The 25,814-nt window shown below is 70.2% G+C and carries 26 protein-coding genes; 13 read left to right on the top strand and 13 right to left on the bottom strand.

What is annotated here, in order from left to right:
• Positions 1–70: 70 nt before the first annotated feature.
• From ACGFIB_RS21630 to ACGFIB_RS21640, 3 genes are all read right to left on the bottom strand, one after another.
• Positions 71–1,282 carry a Cmx/CmrA family chloramphenicol efflux MFS transporter gene (locus ACGFIB_RS21630; protein ID WP_393374367.1) on the bottom strand — a complete coding sequence of 404 codons (1,212 nt, stop codon included), beginning with the start codon at positions 1,280–1,282 and terminating at the stop codon, positions 71–73.
• A 308-nt stretch (positions 1,283–1,590) separates the two neighbouring features.
• Entirely contained in the window at positions 1,591–2,445 is an 855-nt protein-coding gene (locus ACGFIB_RS21635; RefSeq protein ID WP_357245060.1) for an ABC transporter permease, read from the bottom strand.
• Positions 2,442–3,428 carry an ATP-binding cassette domain-containing protein gene (locus ACGFIB_RS21640; RefSeq protein WP_393374370.1) on the bottom strand — a complete coding sequence of 329 codons (987 nt, stop codon included), beginning with the start codon at positions 3,426–3,428 and terminating at the stop codon, positions 2,442–2,444. Before ACGFIB_RS21640 ends, ACGFIB_RS21635 begins: the two co-directional genes overlap by 4 nt.
• Before the next feature lie 74 nt (positions 3,429–3,502).
• On the opposite strand from ACGFIB_RS21640, the gene ACGFIB_RS21645 reads away from it, so the two are divergent.
• Positions 3,503–4,138: a TetR/AcrR family transcriptional regulator gene (locus ACGFIB_RS21645; RefSeq protein WP_357245064.1), complete on the top strand. Its 636-nt coding sequence runs from the start codon at positions 3,503–3,505 to the stop codon at positions 4,136–4,138.
• 16 nt (positions 4,139–4,154) lie between these two features.
• Here the strand turns inward: ACGFIB_RS21645 and ACGFIB_RS21650 are convergent, their stop codons facing one another.
• Positions 4,155–5,477: an MFS transporter gene (locus tag ACGFIB_RS21650; RefSeq protein ID WP_142572258.1), complete on the bottom strand. Its 1,323-nt coding sequence runs from the start codon at positions 5,475–5,477 to the stop codon at positions 4,155–4,157.
• Positions 5,478–5,653: 176 nt separating this feature from the next.
• Here ACGFIB_RS21650 and ACGFIB_RS21655 point away from each other — a divergent pair, with 176 nt between their 5' ends.
• From ACGFIB_RS21655 to ACGFIB_RS21680, 6 genes are all read left to right on the top strand, one after another.
• Entirely contained in the window at positions 5,654–6,166 is a 513-nt protein-coding gene (locus tag ACGFIB_RS21655; RefSeq protein ID WP_393374374.1) for a VOC family protein, read from the top strand.
• Positions 6,167–6,242: 76 nt separating this feature from the next.
• The gene (locus ACGFIB_RS21660; RefSeq protein ID WP_142572260.1) at positions 6,243–6,686 is read left to right on the top strand and encodes a Zn-ribbon domain-containing OB-fold protein; all 444 of its coding nucleotides are present in this window, start codon (positions 6,243–6,245) and stop codon (positions 6,684–6,686) included.
• Positions 6,683–7,810, top strand: a complete 1,128-nt coding sequence (locus tag ACGFIB_RS21665; protein ID WP_393374377.1) for a thiolase C-terminal domain-containing protein — start codon at positions 6,683–6,685, stop codon at positions 7,808–7,810. The genes ACGFIB_RS21660 and ACGFIB_RS21665 overlap by 4 nt, the downstream gene beginning before the upstream one ends.
• A gap of 157 nt (positions 7,811–7,967) precedes the next feature.
• Positions 7,968–10,295 (top strand): hypothetical protein, encoded by a 2,328-nt coding sequence (locus tag ACGFIB_RS21670; protein ID WP_393374379.1) that lies wholly within the window; start codon positions 7,968–7,970, stop codon positions 10,293–10,295.
• 53 nt (positions 10,296–10,348) lie between these two features.
• Positions 10,349–10,636, top strand: coding sequence for a hypothetical protein (locus ACGFIB_RS21675; protein ID WP_357245072.1), 288 nt, complete (start codon positions 10,349–10,351; stop codon positions 10,634–10,636).
• Entirely contained in the window at positions 10,621–10,947 is a 327-nt protein-coding gene (locus ACGFIB_RS21680) for a Uma2 family endonuclease (protein WP_357245074.1), read from the top strand. Before ACGFIB_RS21675 ends, ACGFIB_RS21680 begins: the two co-directional genes overlap by 16 nt.
• 142 nt (positions 10,948–11,089) lie before the next feature.
• Here ACGFIB_RS21680 and ACGFIB_RS21685 read toward each other — a convergent pair whose 3' ends face one another.
• Together ACGFIB_RS21685 and ACGFIB_RS21690 are read right to left on the bottom strand one after the other, a co-directional pair.
• Positions 11,090–11,461, bottom strand: coding sequence for a cellulose binding domain-containing protein (locus ACGFIB_RS21685; RefSeq protein WP_393374383.1), 372 nt, complete (start codon positions 11,459–11,461; stop codon positions 11,090–11,092).
• A gap of 260 nt (positions 11,462–11,721) precedes the next feature.
• On the bottom strand, positions 11,722–12,435 hold the full coding sequence (locus tag ACGFIB_RS21690; RefSeq protein ID WP_393374386.1) for a helix-turn-helix transcriptional regulator: 714 nt from the start codon (positions 12,433–12,435) through the stop codon (positions 11,722–11,724).
• 276 nt (positions 12,436–12,711) lie between these two features.
• On the opposite strand from ACGFIB_RS21690, the gene ACGFIB_RS21695 reads away from it, so the two are divergent.
• A complete protein-coding gene (locus ACGFIB_RS21695) occupies positions 12,712–13,443 on the top strand; it encodes an alpha/beta fold hydrolase (protein ID WP_357245080.1) in 732 nt (243 codons plus the stop codon).
• A 97-nt stretch (positions 13,444–13,540) separates the two neighbouring features.
• Here ACGFIB_RS21695 and ACGFIB_RS21700 read toward each other — a convergent pair whose 3' ends face one another.
• Together ACGFIB_RS21700 and ACGFIB_RS21705 are read right to left on the bottom strand one after the other, a co-directional pair.
• Positions 13,541–15,679, bottom strand: a complete 2,139-nt coding sequence (locus ACGFIB_RS21700; RefSeq protein WP_393374389.1) for an acetate--CoA ligase family protein — start codon at positions 15,677–15,679, stop codon at positions 13,541–13,543.
• A gap of 2 nt (positions 15,680–15,681) precedes the next feature.
• On the bottom strand, positions 15,682–16,851 hold the full coding sequence (locus tag ACGFIB_RS21705; RefSeq protein ID WP_142572265.1) for an acyl-CoA dehydrogenase family protein: 1,170 nt from the start codon (positions 16,849–16,851) through the stop codon (positions 15,682–15,684).
• 226 nt (positions 16,852–17,077) lie between these two features.
• Between ACGFIB_RS21705 and ACGFIB_RS21710 the strand changes: the two genes are divergently transcribed.
• Positions 17,078–17,761: a TetR/AcrR family transcriptional regulator gene (locus ACGFIB_RS21710; protein ID WP_393374392.1), complete on the top strand. Its 684-nt coding sequence runs from the start codon at positions 17,078–17,080 to the stop codon at positions 17,759–17,761.
• Positions 17,762–17,783: 22 nt separating this feature from the next.
• Here the strand turns inward: ACGFIB_RS21710 and ACGFIB_RS21715 are convergent, their stop codons facing one another.
• Together ACGFIB_RS21715 and ACGFIB_RS21720 are read right to left on the bottom strand one after the other, a co-directional pair.
• Positions 17,784–18,665: a MaoC family dehydratase gene (locus ACGFIB_RS21715; protein ID WP_393374394.1), complete on the bottom strand. Its 882-nt coding sequence runs from the start codon at positions 18,663–18,665 to the stop codon at positions 17,784–17,786.
• A 1-nt stretch (position 18,666) separates the two neighbouring features.
• The gene (locus ACGFIB_RS21720) at positions 18,667–19,590 is read right to left on the bottom strand and encodes an SDR family oxidoreductase (protein WP_393374397.1); all 924 of its coding nucleotides are present in this window, start codon (positions 19,588–19,590) and stop codon (positions 18,667–18,669) included.
• A gap of 118 nt (positions 19,591–19,708) precedes the next feature.
• Between ACGFIB_RS21720 and ACGFIB_RS21725 the strand changes: the two genes are divergently transcribed.
• Positions 19,709–21,172: an MFS transporter gene (locus ACGFIB_RS21725; RefSeq protein WP_393374400.1), complete on the top strand. Its 1,464-nt coding sequence runs from the start codon at positions 19,709–19,711 to the stop codon at positions 21,170–21,172.
• Here ACGFIB_RS21725 and ACGFIB_RS21730 read toward each other — a convergent pair.
• From ACGFIB_RS21730 to ACGFIB_RS21740, 3 genes are read right to left on the bottom strand one after another with little or no spacing between them, the layout of a single operon-like run.
• On the bottom strand, positions 21,165–22,157 hold the full coding sequence (locus ACGFIB_RS21730; RefSeq protein ID WP_393374402.1) for a pirin family protein: 993 nt from the start codon (positions 22,155–22,157) through the stop codon (positions 21,165–21,167). The genes ACGFIB_RS21725 and ACGFIB_RS21730 overlap by 8 nt on opposite strands.
• Positions 22,154–22,489: a GNAT family N-acetyltransferase gene (locus ACGFIB_RS21735; RefSeq protein WP_393374404.1), complete on the bottom strand. Its 336-nt coding sequence runs from the start codon at positions 22,487–22,489 to the stop codon at positions 22,154–22,156. Before ACGFIB_RS21735 ends, ACGFIB_RS21730 begins: the two co-directional genes overlap by 4 nt.
• A 23-nt stretch (positions 22,490–22,512) precedes the next feature.
• Positions 22,513–23,283: a pirin family protein gene (locus tag ACGFIB_RS21740; protein ID WP_357245093.1), complete on the bottom strand. Its 771-nt coding sequence runs from the start codon at positions 23,281–23,283 to the stop codon at positions 22,513–22,515.
• Between the two features lie 97 nt (positions 23,284–23,380).
• Here ACGFIB_RS21740 and ACGFIB_RS21745 point away from each other — a divergent pair, with 97 nt between their 5' ends.
• From ACGFIB_RS21745 to ACGFIB_RS21755, 3 genes are all read left to right on the top strand, one after another.
• Positions 23,381–23,833, top strand: a complete 453-nt coding sequence (locus tag ACGFIB_RS21745; RefSeq protein ID WP_142572271.1) for a MarR family winged helix-turn-helix transcriptional regulator — start codon at positions 23,381–23,383, stop codon at positions 23,831–23,833.
• Between the two features lie 122 nt (positions 23,834–23,955).
• The gene (locus ACGFIB_RS21750; protein WP_393374408.1) at positions 23,956–25,086 is read left to right on the top strand and encodes a sensor histidine kinase; all 1,131 of its coding nucleotides are present in this window, start codon (positions 23,956–23,958) and stop codon (positions 25,084–25,086) included.
• Positions 25,061–25,720 (top strand): response regulator, encoded by a 660-nt coding sequence (locus tag ACGFIB_RS21755; RefSeq protein ID WP_393374411.1) that lies wholly within the window; start codon positions 25,061–25,063, stop codon positions 25,718–25,720. Before ACGFIB_RS21750 ends, ACGFIB_RS21755 begins: the two co-directional genes overlap by 26 nt.
• The last annotated feature ends 94 nt before the right edge of the window (positions 25,721–25,814 follow it).

Consider the following 25,814-nt stretch of genomic DNA (forward strand, 5'->3'; position numbering starts at 1 on the left):
GTTACTTAATGAACACGCAAAGTAGAACCGGCCGTTCCGATAGTCGGAACTTCTCGCCGACGAGTGCGGCTCAGTTCGGTTCGGTCCGCTGCTCCGCACCGCGTTCACGAGGGCCGTGGCGCCGGACGACCCCGGAGGGGAGGGCGATCAGCAGTGCGATCGCGACGAGAAGCGCGCTCACCCACAGTGGGCCGAGGTCCGCGGCCCCTTTGCCCAGGGCGGCGGTGCCGAGGGTGGCCGCCGCGAGGAGCGGCCCGGCGGCGGCGCCGACGTTGAGCGCCGCCGTCGCGTACGAGCCGGCCATGGTCGGCGCTCCCGCCGCCTCATAAAGCACCCGCGTGATCAAGGTGCTGCCCAGGGCGAACGACAGCGCGCCCTGGACGAACACCAGGATGAGCAGAACGACCGGCTCTCCGGCCGTGACGGCCAGCGCGGGCCAGCCGATGAGGAGCAGCGGACCGCCGATCGCGAGAACCAGTCCGGGGTGCCGGTCGGACAGCCGTCCCGCGATGGCGACGCCCACGAACGAGCCCACGCCGAAGAGCACCAGGACGACCGGGATCCACAGCGGCTCCAGCCCCGCGGTGCCGGTCACGATGGGGGCGAGGAAGGTGAAGCTCGCGAAGGTCGCCGCGTTCACCAGCGCGCCGAGCAGCATGACCAGGATCAGGCGCCGGTTCCCGAGCTGTGCGAGTTCCGATCGCAGGACCCGCCCGTCGGCCTCGCCCGCCTGCGCGGAACGCGCCGGGATCCCGCGCAGGATGCCGACGGCCGCGGGCACGCAGAGGACGGCGACGGCCCAGAACGTGACCCGCCATCCGAGCAGCGTGCCGAGGACCGCCCCTCCCGGGACCCCCGCGACGGTCGCCACCGTCGTTCCGGACAGCAGCACGGCGACAGCCCGCCCCTTCCGGTTCCCGGGGACGAGAGCGGCGGCCGTCGTCACGGCCACGGCGAGGAACCCCGCGTTCGCCAGCGCGGCGACGATCCTGGCCGCGAACAGGACGGGGAAGCCGGAGGCGGCGGCGCCCGCGACGTGGGCCGCCACGAAAACGAGGACGAAGCCGAGAAGGCCGGACCGGGGAGACCGGTCGCGGGCGAGCCCGGCCATGAGCGGGGCGCCGACGATCATTCCGATCGCGAAGGCCGAGGTGAGCGTGCCGGCCGTTCCGACGGTCACGCCGAGGTCTGAGGCGATGTCCGGAAGAAGGCCGGCGAGCATGAACTCCGAGGTGCCCATGGCGAAGACCGCCAGGGCGAGCGAATACAGCGGAAGAGGCATCGAGTGGCTCCGAGGCGATGAGAAGCACGAGAAGGAGACGTCTCGTCACCGCGGTCAGCACCCGGGAGCGCGTTCGTCCGGCCGCGGACGCGGCGGGACGACGGATTCACGAACTCAGTGGTGCAGGGGGCTGACGGCGTGACCGAAAGCCCCCTTCTTGGATGCCTCAGGGCTCGACATGGCCCACACCATAGCGAACCGGCGCCCGTCGGCGTCCATCGGCTTCACACACCCCTGCCCGTGCCGTCGGACGCTCAGTCGGCTCTGCCGCACTGTGCTGATCAGTCGGCTCTGCCGAACCGCGCCGATCAGTCGGCTCTGCCGAATTGTGCGATCGCGGTCGCCAGCAGGGCGAGCCCGAGGACCGCGAGGACGGCCACCTCGACGAGGATGGGCACGTGCCACCCGCCCCACGTCAGCCCGGGCGCGAGCCGGGCCCGTACGGCGGGCGTCAGGTTCAGGTGCGCGAAGACCAGCCGCCTGATGGGATCCACGGCGTACGAGAGCGGATCGATCCGGTTGAGCACGGTCAGCCACGCGGGCAGGTTCGACGCGGGGAACATCGCGCCCGACATGAAGTACAGCGGCATGATCAGCAGCTGGTTGAGCGCCATGAACGACTGCATCTGCTTGACCCGCACGGACATCGCGACACCGAAGGCCGTGATGGTGAAGGCCAGCAGCACCTGGATGCCGAACACGCCGAGCATCAGGCCCGGCGCGTACGGCACGCCCACGGGACCGGCGATGCAGATGACGACGAGGCCCTGGAAGGACGCGACGGTGGCCCCGCCCAAGCATTTGCCGAGGACGATGGACCCTCGGGACACCGGCGCGACCAGCATCTCGCGCAGGAAGCCGAACTCCCGGTCCCAGACGATCGAGGCGGCCGAGGACATCGCGGTGAACAGGACGGCCATGGCGAGGATGCCCGGGTAGAGGAAGGTCCGCAGGCCGAGCCCGCCGGTGCCGCCCGAGGTGAGCTGGGACAGGCCGGTGCCGAGGACGAACAGGAACAGGAACGGCTGCACGAGAGAGGTGAGGATGCGCAGCGGGCCGTTGAAGAACCGGATGATCTCGCGCTGCCAGACCACCTTGACGGCGCGCAGCTCGCTCGTCGCGCTGCGCCCGGGCACCCGGACCGCCGTGACGGGCAACGTCATCGCCGGCCTCCTCGCGCCGCGGCGAGCGCGGCCGGGCCGCGTGCGCCGCCGGGCGACTCCGCGTCGCGGATCGACCGGCCGGTGTAGGACATGAACACGTCGTCGAGGCTGGGCCTGGCCACGCTGACGGACCGGATCGGCAGCCCCGACCGCGAGAACAGCTCCGGGACGAACCGCTCCCCCTCGTCCACGTGGAAGACGACCACGCCCCCGGACGCGACGGCCTTGATGCCGAACCGATCGTCCAGGGCGGCGACGGCCGCCGTACCGTCATCGGTCTCGATCTGGACGCGGTCCTTGCCGACACCGGCCTTCAGCGCCGCGGGGGTGTCGAGCGCGATGATCTGGCCGCCGTCCATGATGGCGATGCGGTCGCAGTGCTCGGCCTCGTCCATGTAGTGGGTGGTCAGGAAGACCGTGATGTCCTCGGCGTCCTTGAGCTCCCGGATGTAGGACCAGATGGAGCTCCTGGTCTGCGGGTCCAGGCCCACCGTGGGCTCGTCGAGGAACAGCACCCGCGGCGAGTGCAGCAGACCGCGGGCGATCTCCAATCTTCGTCTCATGCCGCCCGAGAACGTCGCGACCCTGGCGTCGCGCCTGTCCCACAGCCCCACCATCTCGAGCACTCCGCGCAGCCGTGGACCGACGTCCGCGCGGGGCACGCCGTACAGCTCGGCGTGGAAACGCAGGTTGCGCTCGGCCGTCAGATAGCCGTCCAGCGTCGGGTCCTGGAACACCAGCCCGATCGAGCGCCGCACGCTGTCGCGTTCGCGCACCACGTCGTGTCCGGCCACCCGCGCCTCGCCGGACGTGGGCGTGGTCAGCGTGCAGAGCATGCTGATCGTCGTGGACTTCCCGGCCCCGTTCGGGCCGAGGAAGCCGAAGATCTCCCCTTTACGCACGGTCAAATCGATGCCGCGCACGGCCTCGACGTCGCCGTAGTGCTTGGCCAGGCCGGTGGTGTGCACCGCCGGATGCGTCATCCTGCCTCCCCATTTGTTACACTTGGTGCAACAGTACACCAGGTGTAACCAACGGAGGCCGATACGCTGTGCCCATGAGTGCGGGCGGGCTGCGGGAGCTGAAGAAGAACCGGACCCGGCAGCTCATCGCCGACACCGCGAACGCGCTCTTCCGGGCCCGGGGGTTCGACGAGGTCACCGTGGACGAGATCGCGGCGGCCGCGCAGGTGTCGAAGAAGACGGTGTTCAACCACTTCCCGACCAAGGAGGACCTGGTCTTCTACCGGGCCGAGGACCGGGAGGCCATGTCGCTGGCGGCGGTCACCGACCGCCCGGACGGGTTCTCCATCCTCGACTCCTTCCGCGCGCTGTGCCTGGCGCAGACCAGGTTCATCCCGGGCATGCGGCGCGACCTCGTCCATCCGCGCAGCTTCTTCGACCTCGTGAGCGGCAACCCGTCCCTTGAGCGGAAGATGCACGAGGTCAACGAGCGCATCATCCGGGTGCTCGCCGACGCGCTGGCGGCCGAGGCGGGCGCGGAGCCCGGCGACCCGCTGCCCCGCATCGTCGCCTCAACGCTGGTCGGCGCGCAGCGGGCGCTCTACCGGCGGCTGCGGCAGCGGGTCCGGGAGGGCGGGTCCGACGAGGAGATCGGGCGCGCCCACCGCGCGGACGTCGAACGGGTCTTCGGCCTGCTCGGCAACGGCCTCGGCGGCTACCCGCCGGTCTGATTCGTCCGGGCAGGCCTCATTCGGCCACCGCGACCCTGGCCTCCTGATCCTCTGCGGTCACGGCGTGCTCGCGCCGCCAGGGGCCGTGGAACAGGAAGACGGCAGGGGCGAACAGCGCCAGGCACACCAGGGAGACCACCAGCCAGGTCTGCCAGCTCGTGGCCTCGACCACGTGCGGGATGACCAGCAGGCCGACCACGGCGATCGCCTTGGTGAGGAAGCCGAACAGGCCCCACGCCGTGCCCTGCAGCCGGGGGTCGACGTCCTCGGCGTCCTCGGAGTAGTTGGCCATCCAGGGGGCGTACGCCACGCCGAGCGAGCCGCCGAGCAGCGCGCCGACGATCATGAGCATGCCGCTGGAGACGCCTTCGCCGCCGAGGATGTACGCCAGGTAGGCGGTGACCACCACGGCCGCGACGGTGCCGACGAGCGTGATCGGCTTGCGCAGCTGGGTGCGGTCGGAGACGCGGCCGGCGACGATCAGCGTGATCAGGTTGAGGCTCCAGAAGCACGCCATGATCGTGGACGCCTCGGCGGTCGTGATGCCCAGGGCGCCGACCAGCATGGTCTGCCCGAAGAGCGTGAGCGTGATGTAGAGCACCAGCCACAGCGAGATGCCGACCACGTGGGCCCAGATGTTGGGCCGTACGAACAGCGAGGAGACCCTGGCCGGCCTGGTCAGGTCGACGACGTCGGCGGCCTTGCGCTCGGTGTGCTGGATCTGCGCGCGCAGCTCGGGCGACAGGTCGGCGATGTTGAAGGCGATGACGATCGAGATGACCAGCGAGAAGCAGCCCATGATGACGAACTGCGACCGCCAGGAGTCGTCGAAGATCGGCAGCGTCCAGCCCGCGACGGCGGCGGCGAGGAAGTTGGCTCCCACCGGGCCCCAGGTCCAGAAGCCGAACGCCTGAGCCCGGCCGAGGCGCGGTGAGAAGTCGCGGACCAGCGGCGCCGTGCTCGCCATCGCCACCCCGTCGACGAAGGCCAGCGCGATCCTGGCGATCAGCAGGTCCCGTGGACTGTGCACGAGCGTCATGCCGAAGCAGCACACGGCGGTCAGCAGCATCAGCGGGACCAGCAGGCGCACCCTGCCGATCCGGTCGGTGAGCCTGCCGCCGAGCGCCGACGCGAGCGCCCCCGCGACCGCCGCCGCCCCGGACACCGCGCCGTACGTCGCGAGGGACATGTCGAGGTCCTTGAGAAGCAGCGGGACCACGGGGGCGATCTGCGCCTCGTAGGAACCGATGAGGACGGCCAGCACGGCCATCGTGAGGATCTTCATGCGGCGGGCACCCGTTGGGTACTCGTCGAGCTCGCGTACGTAGGACAGGCCCATTGACACGCCTTTCTCGTCAGCCCCCGTCCCTGAGATGAGTTCTAGAAGCAAGCTCTAGAATTCATTTCCACGAATGCTCCGCCTCCTCACGGCTGGAGTCAAGGGTTGTGAGCACGTGTTTCCTGGGGATCGACTGACTAGAATGAGATTCTAGGATTTCGATCGAAGGAGGACGGGTGGACATCGCCGAGGAACTGGCCGGACTGGACGCGACCTTCGACCACACCGCCGTCGCCGCGCCGCGCATCAGGGACCTGCTGCCGCTCTATCGAGACCTGCTGGGAGGCGCCTACCTCGGCGGGGGCGACAACGTGGTGAACGGCTACCGGACGCTCCAGCTCAGGTACGCCAACGGCAGCAAGATCGAGCTGATGGAGCCGCTGGCCGGATCCTCGTTCTTCGACAGCTTCTTCGACCTCACCCGCGGCAGAGGCGGGGTCCACCACCTCAACTTCCACGTCACCGACATCGAGGCGGCCGTGGATGCGCTGCGCGGGCGCGGCTACCGGCTGTTCGGCCTCAACCTCGCCGAACCCCGCTGGCGCGAGGTCTTCCTCCACCCGAAGGAGGCGCACGGCGTTCTGGTCCAGCTCGCCCAGCCGGGGCCGCGCGCCACCGAGCCGGTGCCGTCCCTCGACGACCTGCTGGCCGGTCGCGGCCGGCGCGGCAACGGCGTCCCGAGCCCCTGACGACAAGGCCCTCGCCAACTCTAGACCAGAGTTCTAGAATCCGACTCTAAGACTTCCTCCGCCTCCGAGGAGAACGATGACCGCATCACACAAACCCGTCCCGAAGCCGACGCCGGAGACCCAGCCGTTCTGGGACGGCACGGCGGAGGGACGGCTGCGGATCCAGCGCTGCGACGCCTGCTCGCGGCACTTCTTCTATCCACGGCCCGCCTGCCCGCACTGCGGCTCCGACGACGTCACATGGGTGACGGCCGGCGGCAGGGCCACCCTCTACTCGTATGTGATCAGCCATCGCCCGGCTCCCGGCTTCGAGCAGGACGGGCCGTACGCGATCGCGGTCGTGGAGCTGGAGGAGGGCGTGCGGATGATGACGAACATCGTCGGCGTCGAGATCACGCCGGAGAACCTGCCCCTCGACATGGAGCTGCGCGTCGTGTTCGAACAGCGCGGCGACGTCCACGTCCCCCTCTTCACCCCCGCTTCCGCCGTCGACGACGCCCCCACCGGAGCCGCCGCGTGAACATCGTCATCGCGGGCGCGGCCGAGACCGACGAGCTCGGCAAGCTGCCCCACATGTCCACCGCGCAGCTCCACCTCCAGGCCGCGCGCAACGCCCTCGCCGACGCCGGAATGACCAAGGACGACATCGACGGGATCGCCACCGTCGGCGTGCCCGGCCCGATCCAGATCGCCCACGCGCTCGGGATCGCTCCGGCCTGGCTCGACGGCACGGGCGTGGGCGGCTCGTCCTTCCTCTTCCACGTACGGCACGCCGCCGCGGCCATCCGGGCCGGGCTGTGCACGACCGTGCTCATCACGCACGGCGAGTCCGGGCGGTCGCGGGTCGGCGCGCCCCGGCCCGCCCTCGGCCCCGACTCGCTGATCGGCCAGTTCGAGATGCCGTACGGCGTGCTCGGCCCGCCCACCATGTTCACGCTGACGGCGCTGCGCTACATGAAGGAGACCGGGCTCACGCACGAGCAGCTCGCGGAGGTCGCGGTCGCGCAGCGCCGGTGGGCGCACCGCAACCCCCGGGCCATGTTCCAGGACCTGATCACCGTCGAGGACGTGCTCGCCTCCCGGATGGTCGCCTACCCCTTCCACCTGCTGGAGTGCTGCCTCGTCACCGACGGCGGCGGGGCGCTGATCGTGACGACTGAAGAGCGCGCCCGCAGGTCGCCGGTCCATCTGCTCGGCTCCGGCGAGTCCGCCGAGTCGCCGATCATCTCCCAGATGGAGGACTTCACCACCTCCGCCGCCTTCCGCCGCTCCGGCGAGGCCGCCTTCGCCGAGGCCGGAATCTCCCACGACGACGTGGACCATCTCATGATCTACGACGCCTTCGCGCACGTGCCCATCTACGGGCTGGAGGACCTCGGCTTCGTCAAGCGCGGCGAGGCCGGGCCGTTCATCGCCGAGGGCCACACCTCCCCCGGCGGCCGGCTGCCGCTCAACACCAACGGCGGCGGCCTCTCCTACACCCACACCGGCATGTACGGGATGTTCGCCATCCAGGAGTCCGTACGGCAGTTGCGCGGCGAGGCGGCCGCCCAGGTGCCCGGCGTCGAGGTCGGCGTGGTCCTCGGCAACGGCGGCATGTTCGCCTCCGCCGCCACGCTCGTCCTGTCCAACCACCGCCCCTGACCCCGCCCGGCCCTTTCGGCCCTCCCCCGCTGCCGGAGGGCCGACGGCGGCGTACGCCGCTGTAATGGTCGACGCCCGCCCGGCGACTACATGTCGGGGGCGTTGACGTCCGGCCGGCCGGACCTTCCGGGGAGCCCGGAAGGCACAGGAGCAGCAGATGAGAATTCAGCGGCGACTCGACGATTTCCTCGATCTGATCGATGAAATTCTCAGCGGAGAAAAAGAGATTTCTCCGGACACAGCGCTCCGGCCGAGACTCCGGCGGCTCCTGAAGAGAATGCTGATCCAGGAGGAAATTCGAAACTCGATGGCCGATGTGGGCGCCGAGGGAGGCCAGCTGCTCGAGATCGCCTCCGGCATGCTCAAGCAGATTCCATGCGAGGCCCCGGACGAGTACGACCGGTTTTGCAGAGCACTCGGTGACTATCAAGCGGCTCTCAGCACCGCCAGGCAGGACGCCGCGGACGACACGTGGAACCGCGTTGTGCCCCGGTTGGCCGCGTATGGAGGCATCGCGGGTGGCGCGATTCTGTTGATCGGCCTGCTGGCAGGCGGCCTGTTCGACGTCCTCGGCGAATTCCGGTTCGTCGGCGGCCTGATACTGCTGGCCGCCGCACTCGTCGCGATTCATCTGCGCGTACGGAAGACGATGACCGGGCAGCGATTCCTGTTCATCGTCACCGGCAATTGGGATCGCAAGTTCTACATCTCGCGACGGCAGGCGCTCCTGTCCGCCGTCGTCGAGCGCGATCTGGTCGTTCCCACTCTCCGTCTGGCGTTGAACCAGGCGCGCGAAGACAGGTTGAGCCGGCGTTTCGCCGTCAAGGCCAGTCCCGGCCTCGGGGATCTGCACAGCACGTTGTATTACGTCCCGACGCCCGTCGAGCGGGAGGTGGGCGAGCTCATCCGCCAGCTCACCGGCGGAAGCATCGGAATAGCCGGACCGCGCGGGTCGGGGAAGTCGTCGTTGCTGCGGCTCTATTGCACCCCTCGACGGCACGCCTCCTCCGCGGACATCTGCTGCCTGGTGTCGGCGCCCGTCGACTACCTGGCTCGCGATTTTGTGCTCCATGTGTTCGCGGCGCTGTGCCGCTCCGTCGCCGTCAAGGTCGGGCGGAGAGGGCTAGGCCGGCTTTTACTGGGACAGCTGTTCATATTGATCGTGTTCGGCATCCCCGTGAACGCGATATTCGGCGGCATGGTCTGGTTTGGACTCCATAATCTTTCCGGATCGTCTCCGCAGCACGCGCTGTCGCCCGTGGCGCTAGTCACCGGGGGCCCCGTCGTGCTGTACTTCTACGGCGCCTGCGGGATAATCTTCGTGAAAGAGTGGTCGAGGCTCCGCGCGGACCGCCGGCTGCGGAGGGCCGCGCTACGAAATCTCGCCCGGATTAGATATCTCCAGACGCACACCGAATCGTGGTCCGGGACCCTGAAGGCGAGCCTCGGGACGAAGCTGGGCCTGGGTCTCGACGGGCAGAGATCGCGCGGCGTCTCCCGGGCGGAGCAACCCCTGGGATATCCCGAGATCGTTCGCCTGTTCCGCGTGTTCGCGAGTATGACGTCCGCACACGCACGAGAACAGGGAGGCCGTGTCCTGATCGGCATAGACGAACTCGACAAGATCGCCTCCGCCGATCAGGGGGAGAAGTTCCTCAATGAGATCAAAAGCATCTTCGGGGTTCCCGGAGTTTACTTCCTGATCACCGTGTCCGATGACGCATTGACGGCGTTCGAACGCAGGGGCATACGTCTTCGCGACGCTTTCGACAGCTCTTTCGACGAGATCCTGCGAGTGGAGCTGCTCGGCTATGGGGAGTCACGGCGCATGCTCTACAGGCGGGTGATCGGTCTGTCGGAGCCGTACGTGGCGCTGTGCCATGCACTCTCCGGCGGGTTGGCCCGCGACCTTATTCGTTCGGCTCGGCACGTCATCCGATCGGCCACGGAACACGGGAAGCCCGACGAGTTCGATTCGATCGTGAGACGCCTGATCAGAGACGACGTCCGGCGGAAGACGGGAGCGTTGAGCCAGATTGAGGCGATCAGGAATGACACCGCGCTGCTTCACGTGCTCCACAGGATCAAGGTCGGATATTACGCCGAGAAGGAGCTGTCCGACCTGCTCCATGACGTCCGGGCCGCACCACCAAAAAATCAGCGGAAGCCAGATTCGGAAGCCGATCTCCTGCGCCGAGAATTGTTCGCCTTCCTCTATCTGTCGATGACGTTGGAAGACGTGTTCAACGAACACCTTGATGAGGACCTCGTGAGGGCCGCCGCCGACGACTCACACGGGCAGTGCCTGTTCGACCTGCTGGCGTCCGCTCGCTCGGCCCTCGGCACGAACACGGAGTTGGCATGGAGACTGACGAGTGAAGCGCGCTCGGCCTGGGGTCTGGACAGCTGGGACAGTGGGGCCGGAGGGCATGCCCACCGACCCCGAGGCCGCCCCTTCGGAGTGCAGCCGTCTCCGACTCCCTGACAGCTCCGTCGGCGGCGCTTCGGCACGTCAGCCCATGGGCTTGGCTCCGTCGAGTGGACAGTGACGAGGAGACGCCGGCTGCCGCTGCCGCGAGACAGTCGGCTTCTCAGCATCCGCCCTCAGCCGCCCGCGTCACCGCGGAGGAGTACGACGCGCTCCCCGAAGAGATCGCCAAGGCTATCGAGATCGTCGATGGCTACGTGGTCTACTGCGCGGCTCCCACGCCTGATCACCAGACGGCCGGCAGGCGACTGGCCAACCTGCTGGAGCGACATGCCCGCGCCGCCATGAGAAGGGGCATGAGCGCCTCACCGTCAACAACGATGTGGATCTGCGCCTGAGGGACGTGCCGTTGCTCAACCGCAGGCCCGATGTCGCGCTCTACCGGTGCCTCGACCGAGAGCGCAGCGAGCGTCTGCGCGCCGAGCACGCGCTGCTCGTCGTGGAGATCGTGTCTTCGGGATCGGAGACCCAGGACACGACCGACAAGCTCGGTGAGTATGCCAAGGCCGGCATCCCGCACTACTGGATCGTCCGTCTCGACAGCACCGGCGTATCGGCGATCGAACGCTATCGGCTGGACCGGGCGGCAATGCTCTACAAGCACATCGGCACCCTCATGAAGGACGAGCCCGGGAGGCTCCCGTCGTGAGCAACCCGATCCCCATCACCGTCGACTGGACCGAACTGCAGTTCTGAACTCAACGGACCATTGAGCTACCGCGTAGCCCTCGTTCCGTCGGTGCTCGTCTACATGAAGAATCTCCCGCCGTAGGCATCGGACCGCGCTGCTGTCAGTAAGGCGCAAAGGTCACCGCGCAGGGGACGCCGTTGAGCGTGAAGCCACTGGGGTGTTCGTCGGCTCCGTTGGCGTTGAAGCCGATCCAGAAACTCGTGCCGGGATCGATGCTCGGCTGCCAGATCGGATTGGCGGCCTGGACGCTGGGCGGGGTTTCGGAGAAGGTCGCGTTCCACCCTTGCATGAGCGTCTGGCCTCCGGGGAAGACGAACTGCAGGATCCAGGGGCTGAACACCCGGGTCCCGGTGTTGGTGATCGTCACTCTGGTCGTGAAACCCGTGGTCCACCCCACGCTGGCGTAGGTCACCGCGCAGTCGTAACCGGCCGGCACGTCCGCGGGCGCCGCCTGGGCGGGCCCCGTCAACACAGTGGCCAGGAGAAGCCCGGCAATACCGATCCCCGACGAAGCCCGCAGAAAACGCATCGATCCCCCTCAGGGCGGCGTTCCATCAAACCGGTTTCGATGTGATCGTGAGCCACTCGAAATACGCTGTCAAACAATTCCCCGGGCATATTTCCCGGTTCTCCGGCCCTGTCGTGCGTACGCTCGCCGCTTCAGGGGGCCGAGCTGGGAGTTTCACCGTCGGCCACATACCGGTCACGTGACGGAGGCCGGCGGGAACGCCCCTACTCGACGTCGCGAATCATGCTTTTCAGGCGCGCTGGAATGGTGGTCTCGCGACCGGTGCGGTAGCGGCCCGGAGTCGTTCCGATGATGTCGGTGAACGCTGCGATGAAGCTGCTGGGGTTGGCCCATCCGCAGGCATAGGCGGTCCGGGTGGTGTCGTGGCCGTCGGCGAGGAGCACGAGCGCGTGGTGGACGCGTAGCTGCGTGCGCCACTCGTAGAAGGTCATGCCGAGTTCGTTGCGGAACAGCCGACTGAGCGTGCGGGTGCTGGCTCCGATCGTCTTTCCGAGCTCGGCCAGAGAGGCGTTGTCGGACGGATTCTCGTACAACATTCGGGCGATGGCCTGCAGTCGGTCGTCCCGTGGCTCCGGCAGGTGCAGTGGCTGTTCGTGTGCTTCGCGTAGTTCGTCGACGAGGACGCGAAGGAGGCGGGAGCGCGCGGAGCGACTGTAGGCAGGCGCGTCGTCGTGGTCGCGGGGGCCGGTCAGGGCGAGCAGGACCTCGCGGGCGAGGTTGGAGGCCAGGAACACGGCGGGATGCTCTGGTATGAGCCGGGCGAGGGATGGCGCGAGAAAAACGATCCGCATGTCGGTGTCGCCGTGGGCGCGGTGACGGTGCGTGAACCCGGCGGGGGTCCAGGCGACCCGGTTGGCGGGAACGATCGAGGTGCCGCGCTCGGTGTGGACTGTCAGGACGCCGCCGGCCGCGTACACCAGATGTCCCCGTGCGTGCGACTGCACTGCATTTGTCTCACCGGACGGCCACAGGTGGCGCCCGCCGGACGGCCAGATATGCGACGTCACACCGGCCGTCAGGCGAGGTTGGCGGCGAACAGGCATCGGTTGGCATCCTATCGGTGGCCCGCCACGGCTTGATCTCATGACACTTCCTCCATGCGGAGTGGTTCCCGGTCGCGCGAAGCGCCCGGCCGGACCACACGGCGTCGCGGCGCACCTCGACGCCGCGACGTGAGAGAGAAGGAGAAACGTATGGCGACGTTCGTTCTCGTGCCCGGCGGCTGGCACGGCGCCTGGTCGTTCGAGGCGGTGGTCCCGCTGCTGGAGCGCGCCGGTCATGCGGTGCACGCCCTGACCCTGACCGGTCTGCGGCCGGACGACGACAACGCGACGGTCGCGACCGCCAACCTCGACACGCACGCCGGCGACGTGGTGCGGCTCCTCGACCGCGCCCGCATCACGAGCGCGACGCTCGTCGGCCACAGCTACGGGGGGATGGTGATCGCCGCCGCCGCCGATCGCGCCGGCGGCCGGGTCTCACGACTGGTGCATCTCGACGCCTACGTACCGCGCGATGGCGAGTCCTGCTGGTCGTCGACGACCGAGCGCTACCGGGAAGCGTTCGCCGCCGGCGCTGCGAGCGCGGGTTACGCCGTCCGGCCGCCGGACGGCGGCGATCCCCGCCGCCGTCCCCATCCCCTCGCCTCGTTCCTGCAGACGATCCGGCTCACAGGCGCGCTCGCCCAGGTCCCGCGCCGGGAGTTCGTCTACTGCTCGGGATGGGAGGACCGGACGCCGTTCGCCGAACTCCGCACCCGGCTCCACGCCGATCCCGAATGGCAGGTCCACGACCTCCCCACCGGCCACGACGCGATGCACGAGGCCCCGGAGGCGGTCGCCGCACTACTGCTCGGCGACGCGGGCCACGACCTCCGCGACGGCGTCGAGATCGGCGGGCTCGGTGCCACGAGCGCCCCGCGGTAGCGCGGCATCTCGCCGCGTCGCGCCGCAATTGGCTGGATGCGTGTGCCGTCCGTCCGCGCGCGGCGGCGGGCGCCGGACGCGGACGGACGACCAGGCGTCACCCCCGCCAGGTGATGAGCGCGTCGAGCGCCTCCACATGCGAGCCGCGCACGAGCAGAGGGTTGATCTCCAGCGACTCCAGGTCGTCGCCGAGGCTCTCGGCGAAGGCGGCGACGCGGGCCACGACCTCGGCGACGGCGTCGAGATCGGCGGGCTCGGTGCCGCGTGCGCCCCGCAGCAGCGCGGTGCCGCGCAGCTCGTCCAGCGCCCGCCGCACCTCGGCCGCGTCCACCGGCAGGACGCGCAGCGCCGTGTCGCGCAGCGCCTCCACCCAGATCCCGCCCAGGCCGACGGCCAGGGTGAGCCCCCACGCCGGGTCCCGTACGAGGCCGGCCAGCAGCTCCACGCCGCCGCCGCGCTGCGGCTGGACGAGCGCGCCCACCCGGCCCGCGCCGGGCACCGCCGCGGCGGCGGCCACGACCTCGCGGTAGGCCCGCTCGACGTCCCGCGCGTCGGACAGGCCCAGCCGGACCCCGCCGATGTCGCTCTTGTGCCCCAGCCCTTCGGCGGCGGCCTTGAGGACGACCGGGTAGCCGAAGCCGACCGCCGCCGCCACCGCCGACTCCTCGTCGTGCACCAGCTCACCGGGCACGACCGGGATCCCGGCGGACGACAGCAGGGCGGCGGCGCGGTGCTCGGCCCACACGCCGGTCCCCGCCTCGACCGCCGGCTCGACCGTCCGGGCGCTCGCCGGGGTGATCGTCGCGGCCTTCGCCGGGACGGCTCCGTTCGCCGCCTCGACGGCGGCGCGGTAGGCCCGGGACCACCGCACCGCGGCCCCGATGGCGTGCATGCCGTGCTCGATGCCGCCCGCGACGTACGGGAACCCGGCCTCCCGCTGGACGCTGCGGCCGAACTCGGTGACGTCGGTCAGCACGTTGCTCACGACGACGACCGGCATCGGGGCCTCGGCCATGCGCTTGGCGCTGGCCGCGAACGTGGCGTACACGGGCGCGGGGTCGGGCGGGGCGAGGCGCGGAAGGTCGGAGAGCAGCATGACCGCGTCCACGCCGGGGTCGGCGGTGACGGCCTCCAGCGCGCGGCCGAGCAGCGTGCGGTCGATGAGCACGTAGCCGGTGACGTCGAGAGGGTTCTGCACGGTCCCGAAGGCGGGCACGATCTCCCGCAGCCGGGCGACGGTCTGCGGGGCGAAGGCCGGCAGTTCCAGCCCCTCGTCCTCGGCCCGGTCGGCGATGATCTCCGACGCGCCGCCCGAGGGCGTGACGACGCCGATCCGCGGGCCCGGCAGCGGGCCCACCTCGGCGAGCAGCCCCGCGGTGATGATGAGGTCCTCAAGCGACCGCACCCGCACCACTCCGAGCTGCCGGAACGCCGCGTCGATCACATTGTCGTCGCCGACGAGCGCGCCGGTGTGGGCCTGGGCGGTGCGGGAGGCGAGCCGGCTTCGCCCGATCTTGAGCGCGACGATCGGTTTGCCCGCCAGCAGCGCCCGGCGCGCCGCCCGGGAGAAGGCGGCCGGGTCGCGGACCGACTCCAGGAACAGTGCGATGGCCCTGGTCGCCGGGTCGTCCACCAGGTAGTCGATCACGTCGGTGACGGTGACGAGCGACTCGTTGCCCATCGAGGTGAGCAGGCTGATCCCGACGTTGCGGGCCTGGGCGAAGCCGAGCACCGAGCTGGCCAGCGCACCGCTCTGCAGCACCACGCCGACCGACCCGCGCAGCAGAGGGGACGGGATCGGCAGGCCGTACGGCGTGACGTCCGCGGCGGCGTTGATGAAGCCGTTGCCGTTGGGGCCGAGCACGGTGAGGTCGTTCTCGCGGGCGAAGCCGACGATCTCCGCCTCCAGGGCGGCCCCCTCCGGGCCGGTCTCGCCGAAACCCGCGGTGAGGATCACGTAGTGACGGATGCCGAGCTTGGCCCCCTCGCGCAGCACGGACAGCACGGCCGTGGTCGGCACCATCACGTACGCGAGGTCGACCTGGCCGGGGATGTCGGACAGGCCGCGGAATGCCTGCTCGCCGTGCACCACGCCGCCGCGCGGGTTGACCAGGTGCACCGGTCCGCGGAAGCCGTGCGTACGGAGGTTGGTCAGCGTGCTGATCGACCAGCCGGACTTGTCCGTCGCCCCGACCAGGGCGATCGACCGGGGGTTGAACAGCTCTCCTACCGGCATCCTCACTCCCCGATCGTGCCGAGGCGGGCGTGGCCCCTGAGCAGGTTGCGGGCGATCGTCCGGCGCTGGATCTCGTCGGTGCCCTCGAAGATCCGCAACAGGCGCAGCTCGCGATACCACCGCTCGATGGGCAGTTCCTTCGTGTAGCCCATGCCCCCGTGGATCTGCAGCACGCGGTCGACGACCTGGTTGGCCATGACCGCGCCGTTCAGCTTCGCGATCGAGGAGGCGTGCCGGGCGTCCATGCCCTCCCGCACCCGCCAGGCGGCGTGGAGGGTGAGCCACTTGGCCGCCTCGATCTCCACCTGCGAGTCGGCGATCATCCACTGGATCGCCTGGTATTCGGCGATCGGCTTGCCCATCGACATGCGGATGTTGGCGTAGTCGATCGCCATCTGGAGCATGCGCTCGGCCGAGCCGACCGCCCGCGCGGGGATCATGTACCGGCCCTGGCCGATCCACTGCATCGCCAGCTCGAAGCCCCTGCCGAGCTCGCCGAGGATGTTGTCCTCCGGCACCCTGACGTCCTCGAACACCAGCGAGGCCGGACCCCACTGCCCCATCGTCGGGATCGGCTCGGACTTCCAGCCCATGTCGCGGTCGGCCAGGAAGCAGGTGACCCCGCCGTTCGCGCCCTTGTCCGGGTCGGTCACGGCGAACACCATCACGAAGTCGGCCTCGTTGCCGCCGGTGATGAAGGTCTTCTCGCCGTTGATGACCCAGTCTCCGCCGTCCTTGACGGCACGCGTACGGATGCTGCGGGCGTCCGAGCCCGCGCCCGGCTCGGTGATGGCGAAGCAGGAACGGCGCTCGCCCTCGATGGTGGGGATCAGGTAGCGCCGCTTCTGCTCCTCGGTGCCGGCGTAGAGGATGTTGTCGGCCGACCCGCCGAAGCTGAAGGGGACGAACGTCCGCCCCATCTCCATGGCGATGATCGCGGACATGACCGGGCCGAGGGCGGCTCCGCCGTACTCCTCGGGGGTGTTGATGCCCCAGAAGCCCATCTTCTTCGCCTTGAGCCGCAGGTCTCTCAGGACCTCGGGATCGAGCCCGGGGCCGCCGGTGCGCTCGCTGCGCAGCACCTCGGGTTCGAGCGGCATGACCTCCCGCTCCACGAACGCGCGGATGGTGTCACGGATCTGCAGTTCCTCTGGGCTCAGGGAGAAGTCCATCGACGCGACTCTTTTCTAGAATTGCTCTCTAGGAATCGATTCAAGCCTGGTTCCCCGCCGAAGGAGTGTCAAGAGGTCTGGAATCAGTTTCTAGAATTTCACCGGCTACGATGGCATCGTCCCTGGACAGACGCGGTCCCAGGAAACACGCTGTTGTTTCCGGAGACCGCCGTCCCCTGGAAACGCGGTCCCTGGAAACCGCGGTCCCTGGAAACGAGGAGCCCAGATGGCACGCAAGCCCGGCGGCAGGAGCGGCTCGTGGGAGTGGAGCCGCACCGCCCAGACGCGTAAGAGCATGCTTCAGGCCGCCCGCGAGATCTTCTCCGAGCACGGCTTCGCCGACGCCAACGTCGCGGACGTCGTCGAGCGCGCGGGCTCCAGCGTGGGCAGCCTCTACCACCACTTCGGCGGCAAGACCGAGCTGTTCCTCGCGCTGTGGGAGGAGCACCAGGCCGCCCACGAGGAGGCCGCCGCGTCCAGCGTCGCCGCGGCGAAGCAGGCGGGGGTGAAGGACCCCGTCGAGCTGTTCATCGCGGGGGCCAGGGCGTTCCTCGAAGGGTCCTGGCAGCGGCGCGACCTCGCCCGGCTGTTCATGGACGGCGACGGCCCGCCGGGGTTCGAGCTGATGCGGCGCACCCGCGGCCGGGAGTGGGTCCGGCAGAACGCCGTCCTGCTCGGCGCGGCGAACACGCCGACCGACCGCCTCACCGTCTCGGTCCTCACCAGCGTGATCGGCGAGGCCGGACGCGAGGTCGCGACGAGCGAGACCGAGGAGGAGGCCGGGGAGGTCGTCGATGCGGCGATCGCGCTGATCCGCCGCTTCGGCGACCCCCTGGCCACCCACGCCGACACCCACGCCGACACCGACACCGACACCGACACCGACACCGACACCGACACCGAAGGCTGACCCCGCGCGCCGTTCCTCCGGGTCAGGCGGGGCGGAAGGCGGCCCTGCCTCGGTCGATCACGACGGTGCCGTCCTCCTTCGCCGTACGGAACAGGGCCGTCGCACCGCCGTCGGACGTCCTGGCGGACACCCAGATCGACACGGTCAGCGTCTCGCCCGGGAACACCGGCTTGCTGAACCGCCCCGACATGGCCGCGAAACGGGCCGGGTCGGACCCCGCCACCGCGTGCAGCAGCGCCCGCCCGGTGATCCCGTACGTGCACAGCCCGTGCAGGATCGGCCGGGGGAAGCCGGCGCGGGCGGCGAAGGCGGGGTCGGAGTGCAGCGGGTTGCGGTCGCCGGACAGGCGATACAGCAGCGCCTGGTCCGGGCGGGTCTCGTAGGTCACCGTGTGGTCCGGCGGCCTTCCGGGCTCGGCCCACTCGTCGCGGGGGCCGCGCTCACCGCCGAAGCCGCCCTCGCCCCGGATGAACACCGAGCTGCGGCTTGTGATCAGCGACTCGCCGCTTTCGGCGTCGGCCGCCCTGGCCTCGGTCGTCACCAGCGCCCCCGAGCCCTTGTCGTAGATGCCGGTCACCGTCGAGGTCGTCCGCACGCGACCGGCGGGCGGCAGCTCGCGGTGCAGTTCGAAGGCCTGCTCGGCGTGCACGAGCATGGCCGGGTCGAAGTCGCCGAGCCGCCGCCCTTGTCGCTGCCCGTGTCTCTGCCCTGTGGGTGCCTGGGCGGCCAGGACCGCGAAGGTCGGCAGCACCCGCTGACGGATATCCGCCGAGTTCTCCGTGGTGAAGGCGAGCTCCTCGGTGCCCGCCCCGACGCCCAGCGCGTACAGCAGGGTGTCGGCGGACGTCCACGACCGCTCGTGCGGCGCGCTCTCCACCCCGATGAGACTGTGGTCGAGCGGCATGTCAGTCCTCTCCCTCCGGGATGCGCCCGCTGGTGAGGGCGTTCGGCGCGGCCTTGTCCACCAGGGCGGGGATCACCTCGCCCAGCTCGGCCGGATCCCACCGGGTGTCCTTGTCCACCCCCGGCCCGGCGTGCCAGCCCTCGGCCACGCTGATATGCCCGCCTCGCACGTTGAAGACGCGGCCCGTGATCCCGCGCGACTGGGCGCTCGCCAGCCACACCACCAGCGGCGCGATGTTGTCCGGCGCCGCCGCGTCGAAACCGCCCTCGGCGGGCCGCCTCCCGCCCGGGATGAGGTTCTCGGTCATCCGGGTGAGCGCGGCGGGGGCGACCGCGTTGACCGTCACGCCGTAACGCGCCAGTTCCTTGGCCGCGATGATCGTCAGTGACGCGATTCCCGCCTTGGCCGCACCGTAGTTGCCCTGGCCCGCGTTGCCGTAGATGCCGGACGACGACGTGGTGTTGATCACCCGGGCGTCCACCGGCTCCCCGGCCTTGGCCCTGGACCTCCAGTAGGCGGCGGCGTGCCGCAGCGGGGCGAAGGTGCCGCGCAGGTGCACCCGGATGACCGCGTCCCACTCGTCGGCGGTCATGTTGACGAGCATCCGGTCGCGCAGGATGCCCGCGTTGTTGACCAGGACGTGCAGGTCGCCGAAGGTCTCCACGGCCCTGCTGATCATCCGTTGCGCGCCGCCGAAGTCGGAGACGTCCTCGCCGTCGACCACGGCCTCGCCGCCCATGGCCCTGATCTCCTCGACCACTTCGCCCGCGGCGCCGGTGGACGACCCGGTGCCGTCGACCTCGGCGCCCAGGTCGTTGACGACGACCCTGGCGCCCTGGCGCGCGAACTCCAGCGCGTGTCCCCGCCCGATGCCCCGTGCGGCGCCGGTGACGACCACGACACGGCCTTCCATGATTCCGCCCATGCGCAGCTCCTCTGACTCGACCTTGACCCGACCGCGTATGAACGTGATTCTAGTAATGGAATCTAGAATTCGGTAGGGAGGAGCCGGTCATGATCCAGCTCGCCGTACGATGACGGCCGTGCCGCAAACCGTCGCGGCGGACCCCGGCGAGCGGGAGCGGCTGCGCCACGCCTGGCGGACGCTGTCGGTCGTGAGCATGGCCAGCGTCCTGACCGCGCTCGGCGGCAGCGCGCTCAACGTGGCACTCCCCCAGGTCGTACGGCAGACGCACGCGAGTGCGGACGCCGCGAGCTGGATCCTGCTCGCCTTCCAGCTCACGACGACCGTGCTCATGGTCGTGTTCGGCCGCCTCGCCGACCTGTTCGGGCGGCGGGCGATGTATCTCGGCGGCCTGGCCACCTACACCGTCGCCAGCCTGCTGGCCGGGCTCGCGCCGGACGCGTGGATCATCGTGGCGCTGCGGGTGGTGCAGGCGGCGGGCGGGGCCATGCTGCTGACCAACAGCGCCGCCCTGGTGACCGCCGCCTTCCCCAAGTCGCGGCTCGGCGAGGGGATGGGCGTCTACACCGCGTCGTTCTCCATCGCCCAGCTCGCCGGCCCTGCCCTCGGCGGCCTGTTCACCGAGCACCTGGGCTGGCGCTGGGTGTTCTGGTACAACGTGCCCCTCGGCATCGCGTGCCTGGTCTGGGGCGCGGTGGCCCTCCGTCCCGGACCGCCGCAGGGCCGCGACCAGGGGCTCGACCTGTCCGGCAACGCGCTCGTGCTCGCCTGCCTCGGCGGCCTGCTGCTCGCCCTGTCGGAGGTGACCAGGCTCGGCTGGGGACATCCGATGGTGGTGTCCGGGCTCGTCGTGTTCGCGGTGACGCTGCCGCTGTTCGTGGTGCGGGAGCTGCGGGCCCGTCATCCCGTGGTGGACATCCGGATGTTCCGCGATCTCACGTTCGCCCTCGGCACGCTGGCGTCGTTCCTCAACTCGACCGCCCGGGTCGGGGTGGTGCTCCTCGTGTCGCTGTTCTACCAGGCCGTCCGCGGGGAGGACCCGGTGAGCGCGGCGGTGAAGGTGCTGCCGCTCTCGATCGCGGCGATGGCGGCGTCGGTCGCGTCGGGCTTCCTGCTGCGCCGCCTCGGCCCGCGCACGGTGGCGTTCGCCGCGACCTCGCTGACGACGGCGGGCCTGGCCGTCCTGCTGTGCCTGATCTCCCCCGACCTGTCGCTGGCGGCGCTCACCACCGCCCTGGTGCTCATCGGTGTCGGCTCGGGCATGTTCCTGCCCTCCAACACCACCGCGATCCTGGACGGGGTGCCGTCACACCGGCTGGGGATCGTCAACGCCATGCGCCTGATGCTGCAGAACACCGGGGTGGTGGTCGGCACCGCGCTGGTCCTGTCGATCATCACGGTGCCGTTGCCGGCCGGGCTGCACGACGCCGTCTTCGCGGGAACGCTGTCCCACGTCTCGACCACGGCGGTCGAGCAGCTCGTGACCGGCTACCGCTGGGCGCTGGCCTGCATGACCGCCGTCTCCGCGCTGGCCGTGCTGACCTGCTTCACCAGAAGGCGGGCGGGCTCGACCGTCAACTGAGGACGTGGCCGTGCCGGTCGCGGGCCTTCAGCCGCACGGTGGGCATCTCGGGGGCCGGAAGCGGCTCCTGCCCTCCCGGGACGACGCCGAAGCGGCCGCCCCGCATCCAGTCGTCGCGCGCCCGCGCGATCTCCTCGTGCGAACGGCCGACGAAGTTCCACCACATCACCAGGGGTTCCTCGAACGGCGTGCCGCCCAGCACGAACAGCCGGGCCGGACCGGCGGCCTCCATCGGCACCTCCGTACGGCCCTGCCCGAGATAGAGCAGCGAGCCCGGCGCCATTGCGACCCCGGCCACGTCGGCCGTGCCCGACATGACCAGCACCGCCGTCTCGAAGGCCGGGTCCACCGGCAGCCGGTGCTCTCCAGGTCCCGCGAACAGCACCTCGGCCCCGAGCAGCGGGGTGTGCACGAGGGCGGGCGAGCGCAGCGGCCCGGCCTCGCCCACCACGACGGTCACCGTGACGTCCCCGTCGCGCAGCACGGGGAGCGCGTCGTGGTGCTCGAAGCGCGCCTCGCCGTGCCGTGCCTCCTCCGGCAGCGCGACCCACAACTGCAGCCCGTGCATGCCCGGCGGGTGCTCCGCCGGCGACTGCTCCGAATGGGCGATCCCGTGGGCGGCCGTCATCAGGTTGAGCTGGCCGGGCACGATCGCCTGGACGTTGCCGAGGCTGTCGCGGTGGAGGATCTCGCCCTCGGCGAGCCAGGTGACGGTCTGCAGGCCGGTGTGCGGATGCGGCGGCACCTGCATGCCCGGCCGGTCGCTCACGTCGTCGGGCCCGAAGTGGTCGACGAAGCACCATGCGCCGACCATCCGGCGCGGGCGTTGCGGGAGCAGCCGGCGCACGACCGTGTACCGGCCGAGCGGCACGTCGTGGCCGGGCAGGAGCACGCTCTCCGGCTCCGCCTCGGCCGCGCCCGTGCCGCCGTGCGACACGGTGCAGCCGTACACCGTGGCCGTCCCGGCGGGCTCCCCCTGGCTCACTCCGATCCCTCCCCGCCGTCGAGGGAGAACCTGGCCCGCTGGTCGGCGGGCACCAGGTCGAGGTAGTCGGCGTGCCGCTGGATGAACCGCTGCACGAACGGGCAGAACGGCAGGACCGACAGCCCGGCGTCGCGGGCGGCGTCGAGCGCCGCCCGGACCAGCGTCGAGCCGAGACCCCGGCCCTCGAAGGCCGGGTCGATCTCGGTGTGTGTGAAGGAGATCCTCGGCCCGGCGAGCCGATAGTCGGCGAAGCCGGCGAGCGCGCCGTCCACGGTGATCTCGAAGCGGCGCGCCTCCTGGTTGTCGGCGACCTGCGGTTCTGACTGCGGCATCGGGATACCTTCCAAGATTGTCGTCAGGCGGCGATCGTCGCGTGCATCTCCCACACGAGGATCTCTGCGGGCTCCGTCGCGGTGACCTTCTGCCCGCCGGTGGCGGTGAAGCGTACGGCGTCGCCGGTCTCCAGGATGCCCGCACCCTCCAGGGTGACCTTCCCCCGGGGTACGAACAGGTGCAGGAACGGCGCCTCCGGCAGCTCCACGCTCTGGCCCGGCTGGAGGCGGGCGGCGTACAGCGCGGCGTACCGGTTCTTGATGCGGATGGCCGCCTCGCCGGCGTGCTTGTCCATGCCGCTGGCGATCGGCACCAGGCCGCCGGCCAGCAGCTCGTTCTCGATCTCCAGCTGCTCGTAGCCGGGCGTGATGCCGGGCTCGTCGGGGACCACCCACATCTGAACGAAGTGCACCGGCTTGTCGTGGGTGTCGCCGCCGGTCAGCCGCCAGGAGTCGTTCTTCTCCGAGTGCAGGATGCCGGTGCCGGCGCTCATGCGCTGGGCCAGGCCCGGGTAGATGACGCCGGAGTGGCCCTCGGAGTCCTGGTGGACCAGGGAGCCCTGGAGCACCCAGGTGACGATCTCCATGTCGCGGTGCGGGTGGGTCTCGAAGCCGGTGCCCGGGTGGACGACGTCGTCGTTGTTGACCAGCAGCAGCCCGTGGTGGGTGTTGTCGGCGTCGTAGTGTCCGCCGAACGAGAACGAGTGCTTGGAATCCAGCCAGGAGATGCGGGTGGCGAAACGCTCGCCCGCCCGGCGGACGTCCACGCGAGGGGTCGGCCTGGTGATGGTCATGGGGTGCCCTTTCCTCGTCGCCATGTAGATGATGTGTCATCTACTGGTGCCTGACAACATACATGACGAGTCATTCATTCCGGCTAGCCTGGGGACCATGAACAGCCCTCGGTGGCTCGACGCGGACGAGCAGCGCGCGTGGCGGGCGTACCTGCGCATGCAGGGCCGCCTGACGGCGCGGCTCAACCGGCAGCTGCAGGCGGACTCGGGTCTGTCCCTGGCGGACTACGACGTCCTCGTGCACCTCACCGACCGGGAGGAAGGACGGCTGCGGCCGTACGAGCTGCAGCGCGACCTCCAATGGGAGCAGAGCCGGCTGTCCCACCACCTGACCCGGATGCAGCACCGGGGGCTCGTCACGCGGGAGGAGTGCGCGGACGACGGCCGCGGCGCGTACGTCGTGATCACCGAGGAGGGCCGCCGGGCCATCGCCGCCGCGGCCCCCGGGCACGTGGAGACCGTGCGCCGGCTGTTCTTCGACGGCCTCACCCGCGAACAGGTCACCGCGCTCGAACGACTCGCCGCGGACGTGCTCGACCGGCTCGACTAGGTTGATCAGCCATCCGGCCGGAGGGGTACGTGCGCACGACCAGCCTCGTCGCCGACGCGAGACGGGACGCAATGGCAACCATCGCTCGTGCGCCGGCCGTGCCGCCTGGGTAGCGTCGGAACATGCTTCGCAGTGGCGGCTGGGCGGCGGTCAGCCGGCCCCATGTGGTCGACGCAGGGCTCATGGTCTCAGCCGTCGTGATCACTGCTCTGACGCTCCGGGAGCCGGCGTATGTGCCGGCGGGACTCGCGGTCGCCGCACCGGCCCTGCTCGTGCGGAGAGCCCGGCCTGCGCTGGTCGCCGCGATCACCGTGGGGGCGGATCTGGCGGCCATGTCCGCGCTCGTCGCCGAGGGTGCGGCCGCACCGCTGCTGGTCGGGGCCGCGGCCACGATCGCGCTGTACAGTCTGGGCCGCCACGGCGAGAGGGTGTGGCTGACGGGTACGGCGCTCACGGTCGGCTACGTCACGGTCGTCATGATGGTCGATCCGGTGAACCTGGTGGGCAAGGTCATGCAGATCCTCGCAGCCCTCCTGCTCGGCAGACTGCTGCTGTTGCGGCACCGGCTGCTGGAGCGCCGGAAGCGGCGAGCGGCCGAAACCGCCGTGTCGACCGAGCGGCGCCGCATCGCCAGGGAACTGCACGACGTGGTCGCTCACCACATCACCGTGATCAACGTACTGGTCGGGGCGGGGCGCACGACGATGGCGAGCGATCGGGCCGCGGCGGAGGAGGCGTTCGTGACGGCCGAGCACACCGCCCGGCAGGCCATGGCCGAGATGCGGCAACTGCTGCACGTGCTGAGGGCCGATGACACGGCAGAACCCCCGGATCACACGGGGATCGGTGCCGCGGGCGTACCCGCCCTGGTCGAGCAGGCCCGGCTGCCCGCCGAGCTGGACGTCATCGGCAAGGCCGTGCCCCTCCCCGCGGCCGTCGACCACGCGGTGTACCGGATCGTCCAGGAGGCGCTGACCAACGTACGCAAGCATGCTCCGGCGGCGCGTGCGCGGGTCCGGCTCTCGTACCTGCCGGGCTCCGTCGAGGTGGAGGTCACCGATGACGGGACGGGAACGCCCGTGCGAAGCCGTGGTGGTTTCGGGCTGCGCGGGATGGCCGAACGGGTGGCGCTGGTCGAGGGGGTTCTGACGACCGGTCCTCGATCCGAGGGAGGCTTCCGGGTGCATGCCACATTGCCCCTCGCCATGCCGGAGAGGAGACCGGACGTTGATCACAGTGCTCCTCGTGGATGATCAGGTGTTGGTCCGCAAGGGATTCGGGATGATCGTGAACGCGCAGGGCGACATGCGCGTCGCGGGCGAGGCGGGTGAGGGCGAGCAGGCGGTGCGTCTGTGCGCCGAGCTGCGCCCTGACGTGGTGCTGATGGATGTGCACATGCCGGGCCTGGACGGAATCGCCGCCACCGAACAGATCACGGCGGCGCTGCCGGGGGTCCGGGTGCTGGCGCTGAGCATGTACGACCTGGACGAGCACGTCGTGAACATGTTGCGCGCGGGCGCGTCCGGATTCCTGCCCAAGGACATCTCGCCCGAGGACCTGGTCGAGAGCGTGCGAATCGTTCATCGCGGCGAGTCCGCGGTGGCGCCGCGTCTGCTGACCCGGCTGATCGGCGCGTTCGTCCGGGCCGGCAGGCCGCGCAGGTTCGGCGGCGACGGCGCGGTGGCCATGCTGAGCGAGCGCGAACGCGAGGTGCTTCTGCTCATCGGCAGGGGGTTGTCCAACTCCGAGATCGCCAGGGCTCTGTCCCTGGCGCCCTCCACGGTGAAGAACCACGTCACCAACGTCTTCGCGAAGATCGGAGCGCGCGACCGGGCGCAGGCCGTGATCGCCGCCTACGAGGCCGGCCTCATCACCCCGGGCGACTAGGGCCTGTATCAACTAGGGCCTGTATCGAATGGGGAGCCGGGACCACGCTCCCAGCGGCTCCGGTCGCGATACCGGGCTCCCAGCGCGAGACCGT

Source organism: Microbispora bryophytorum (assembly GCF_043197435.1).
Taxonomy (GTDB): Bacteria; Actinomycetota; Actinomycetes; order Streptosporangiales; family Streptosporangiaceae; genus Microbispora; species Microbispora bryophytorum.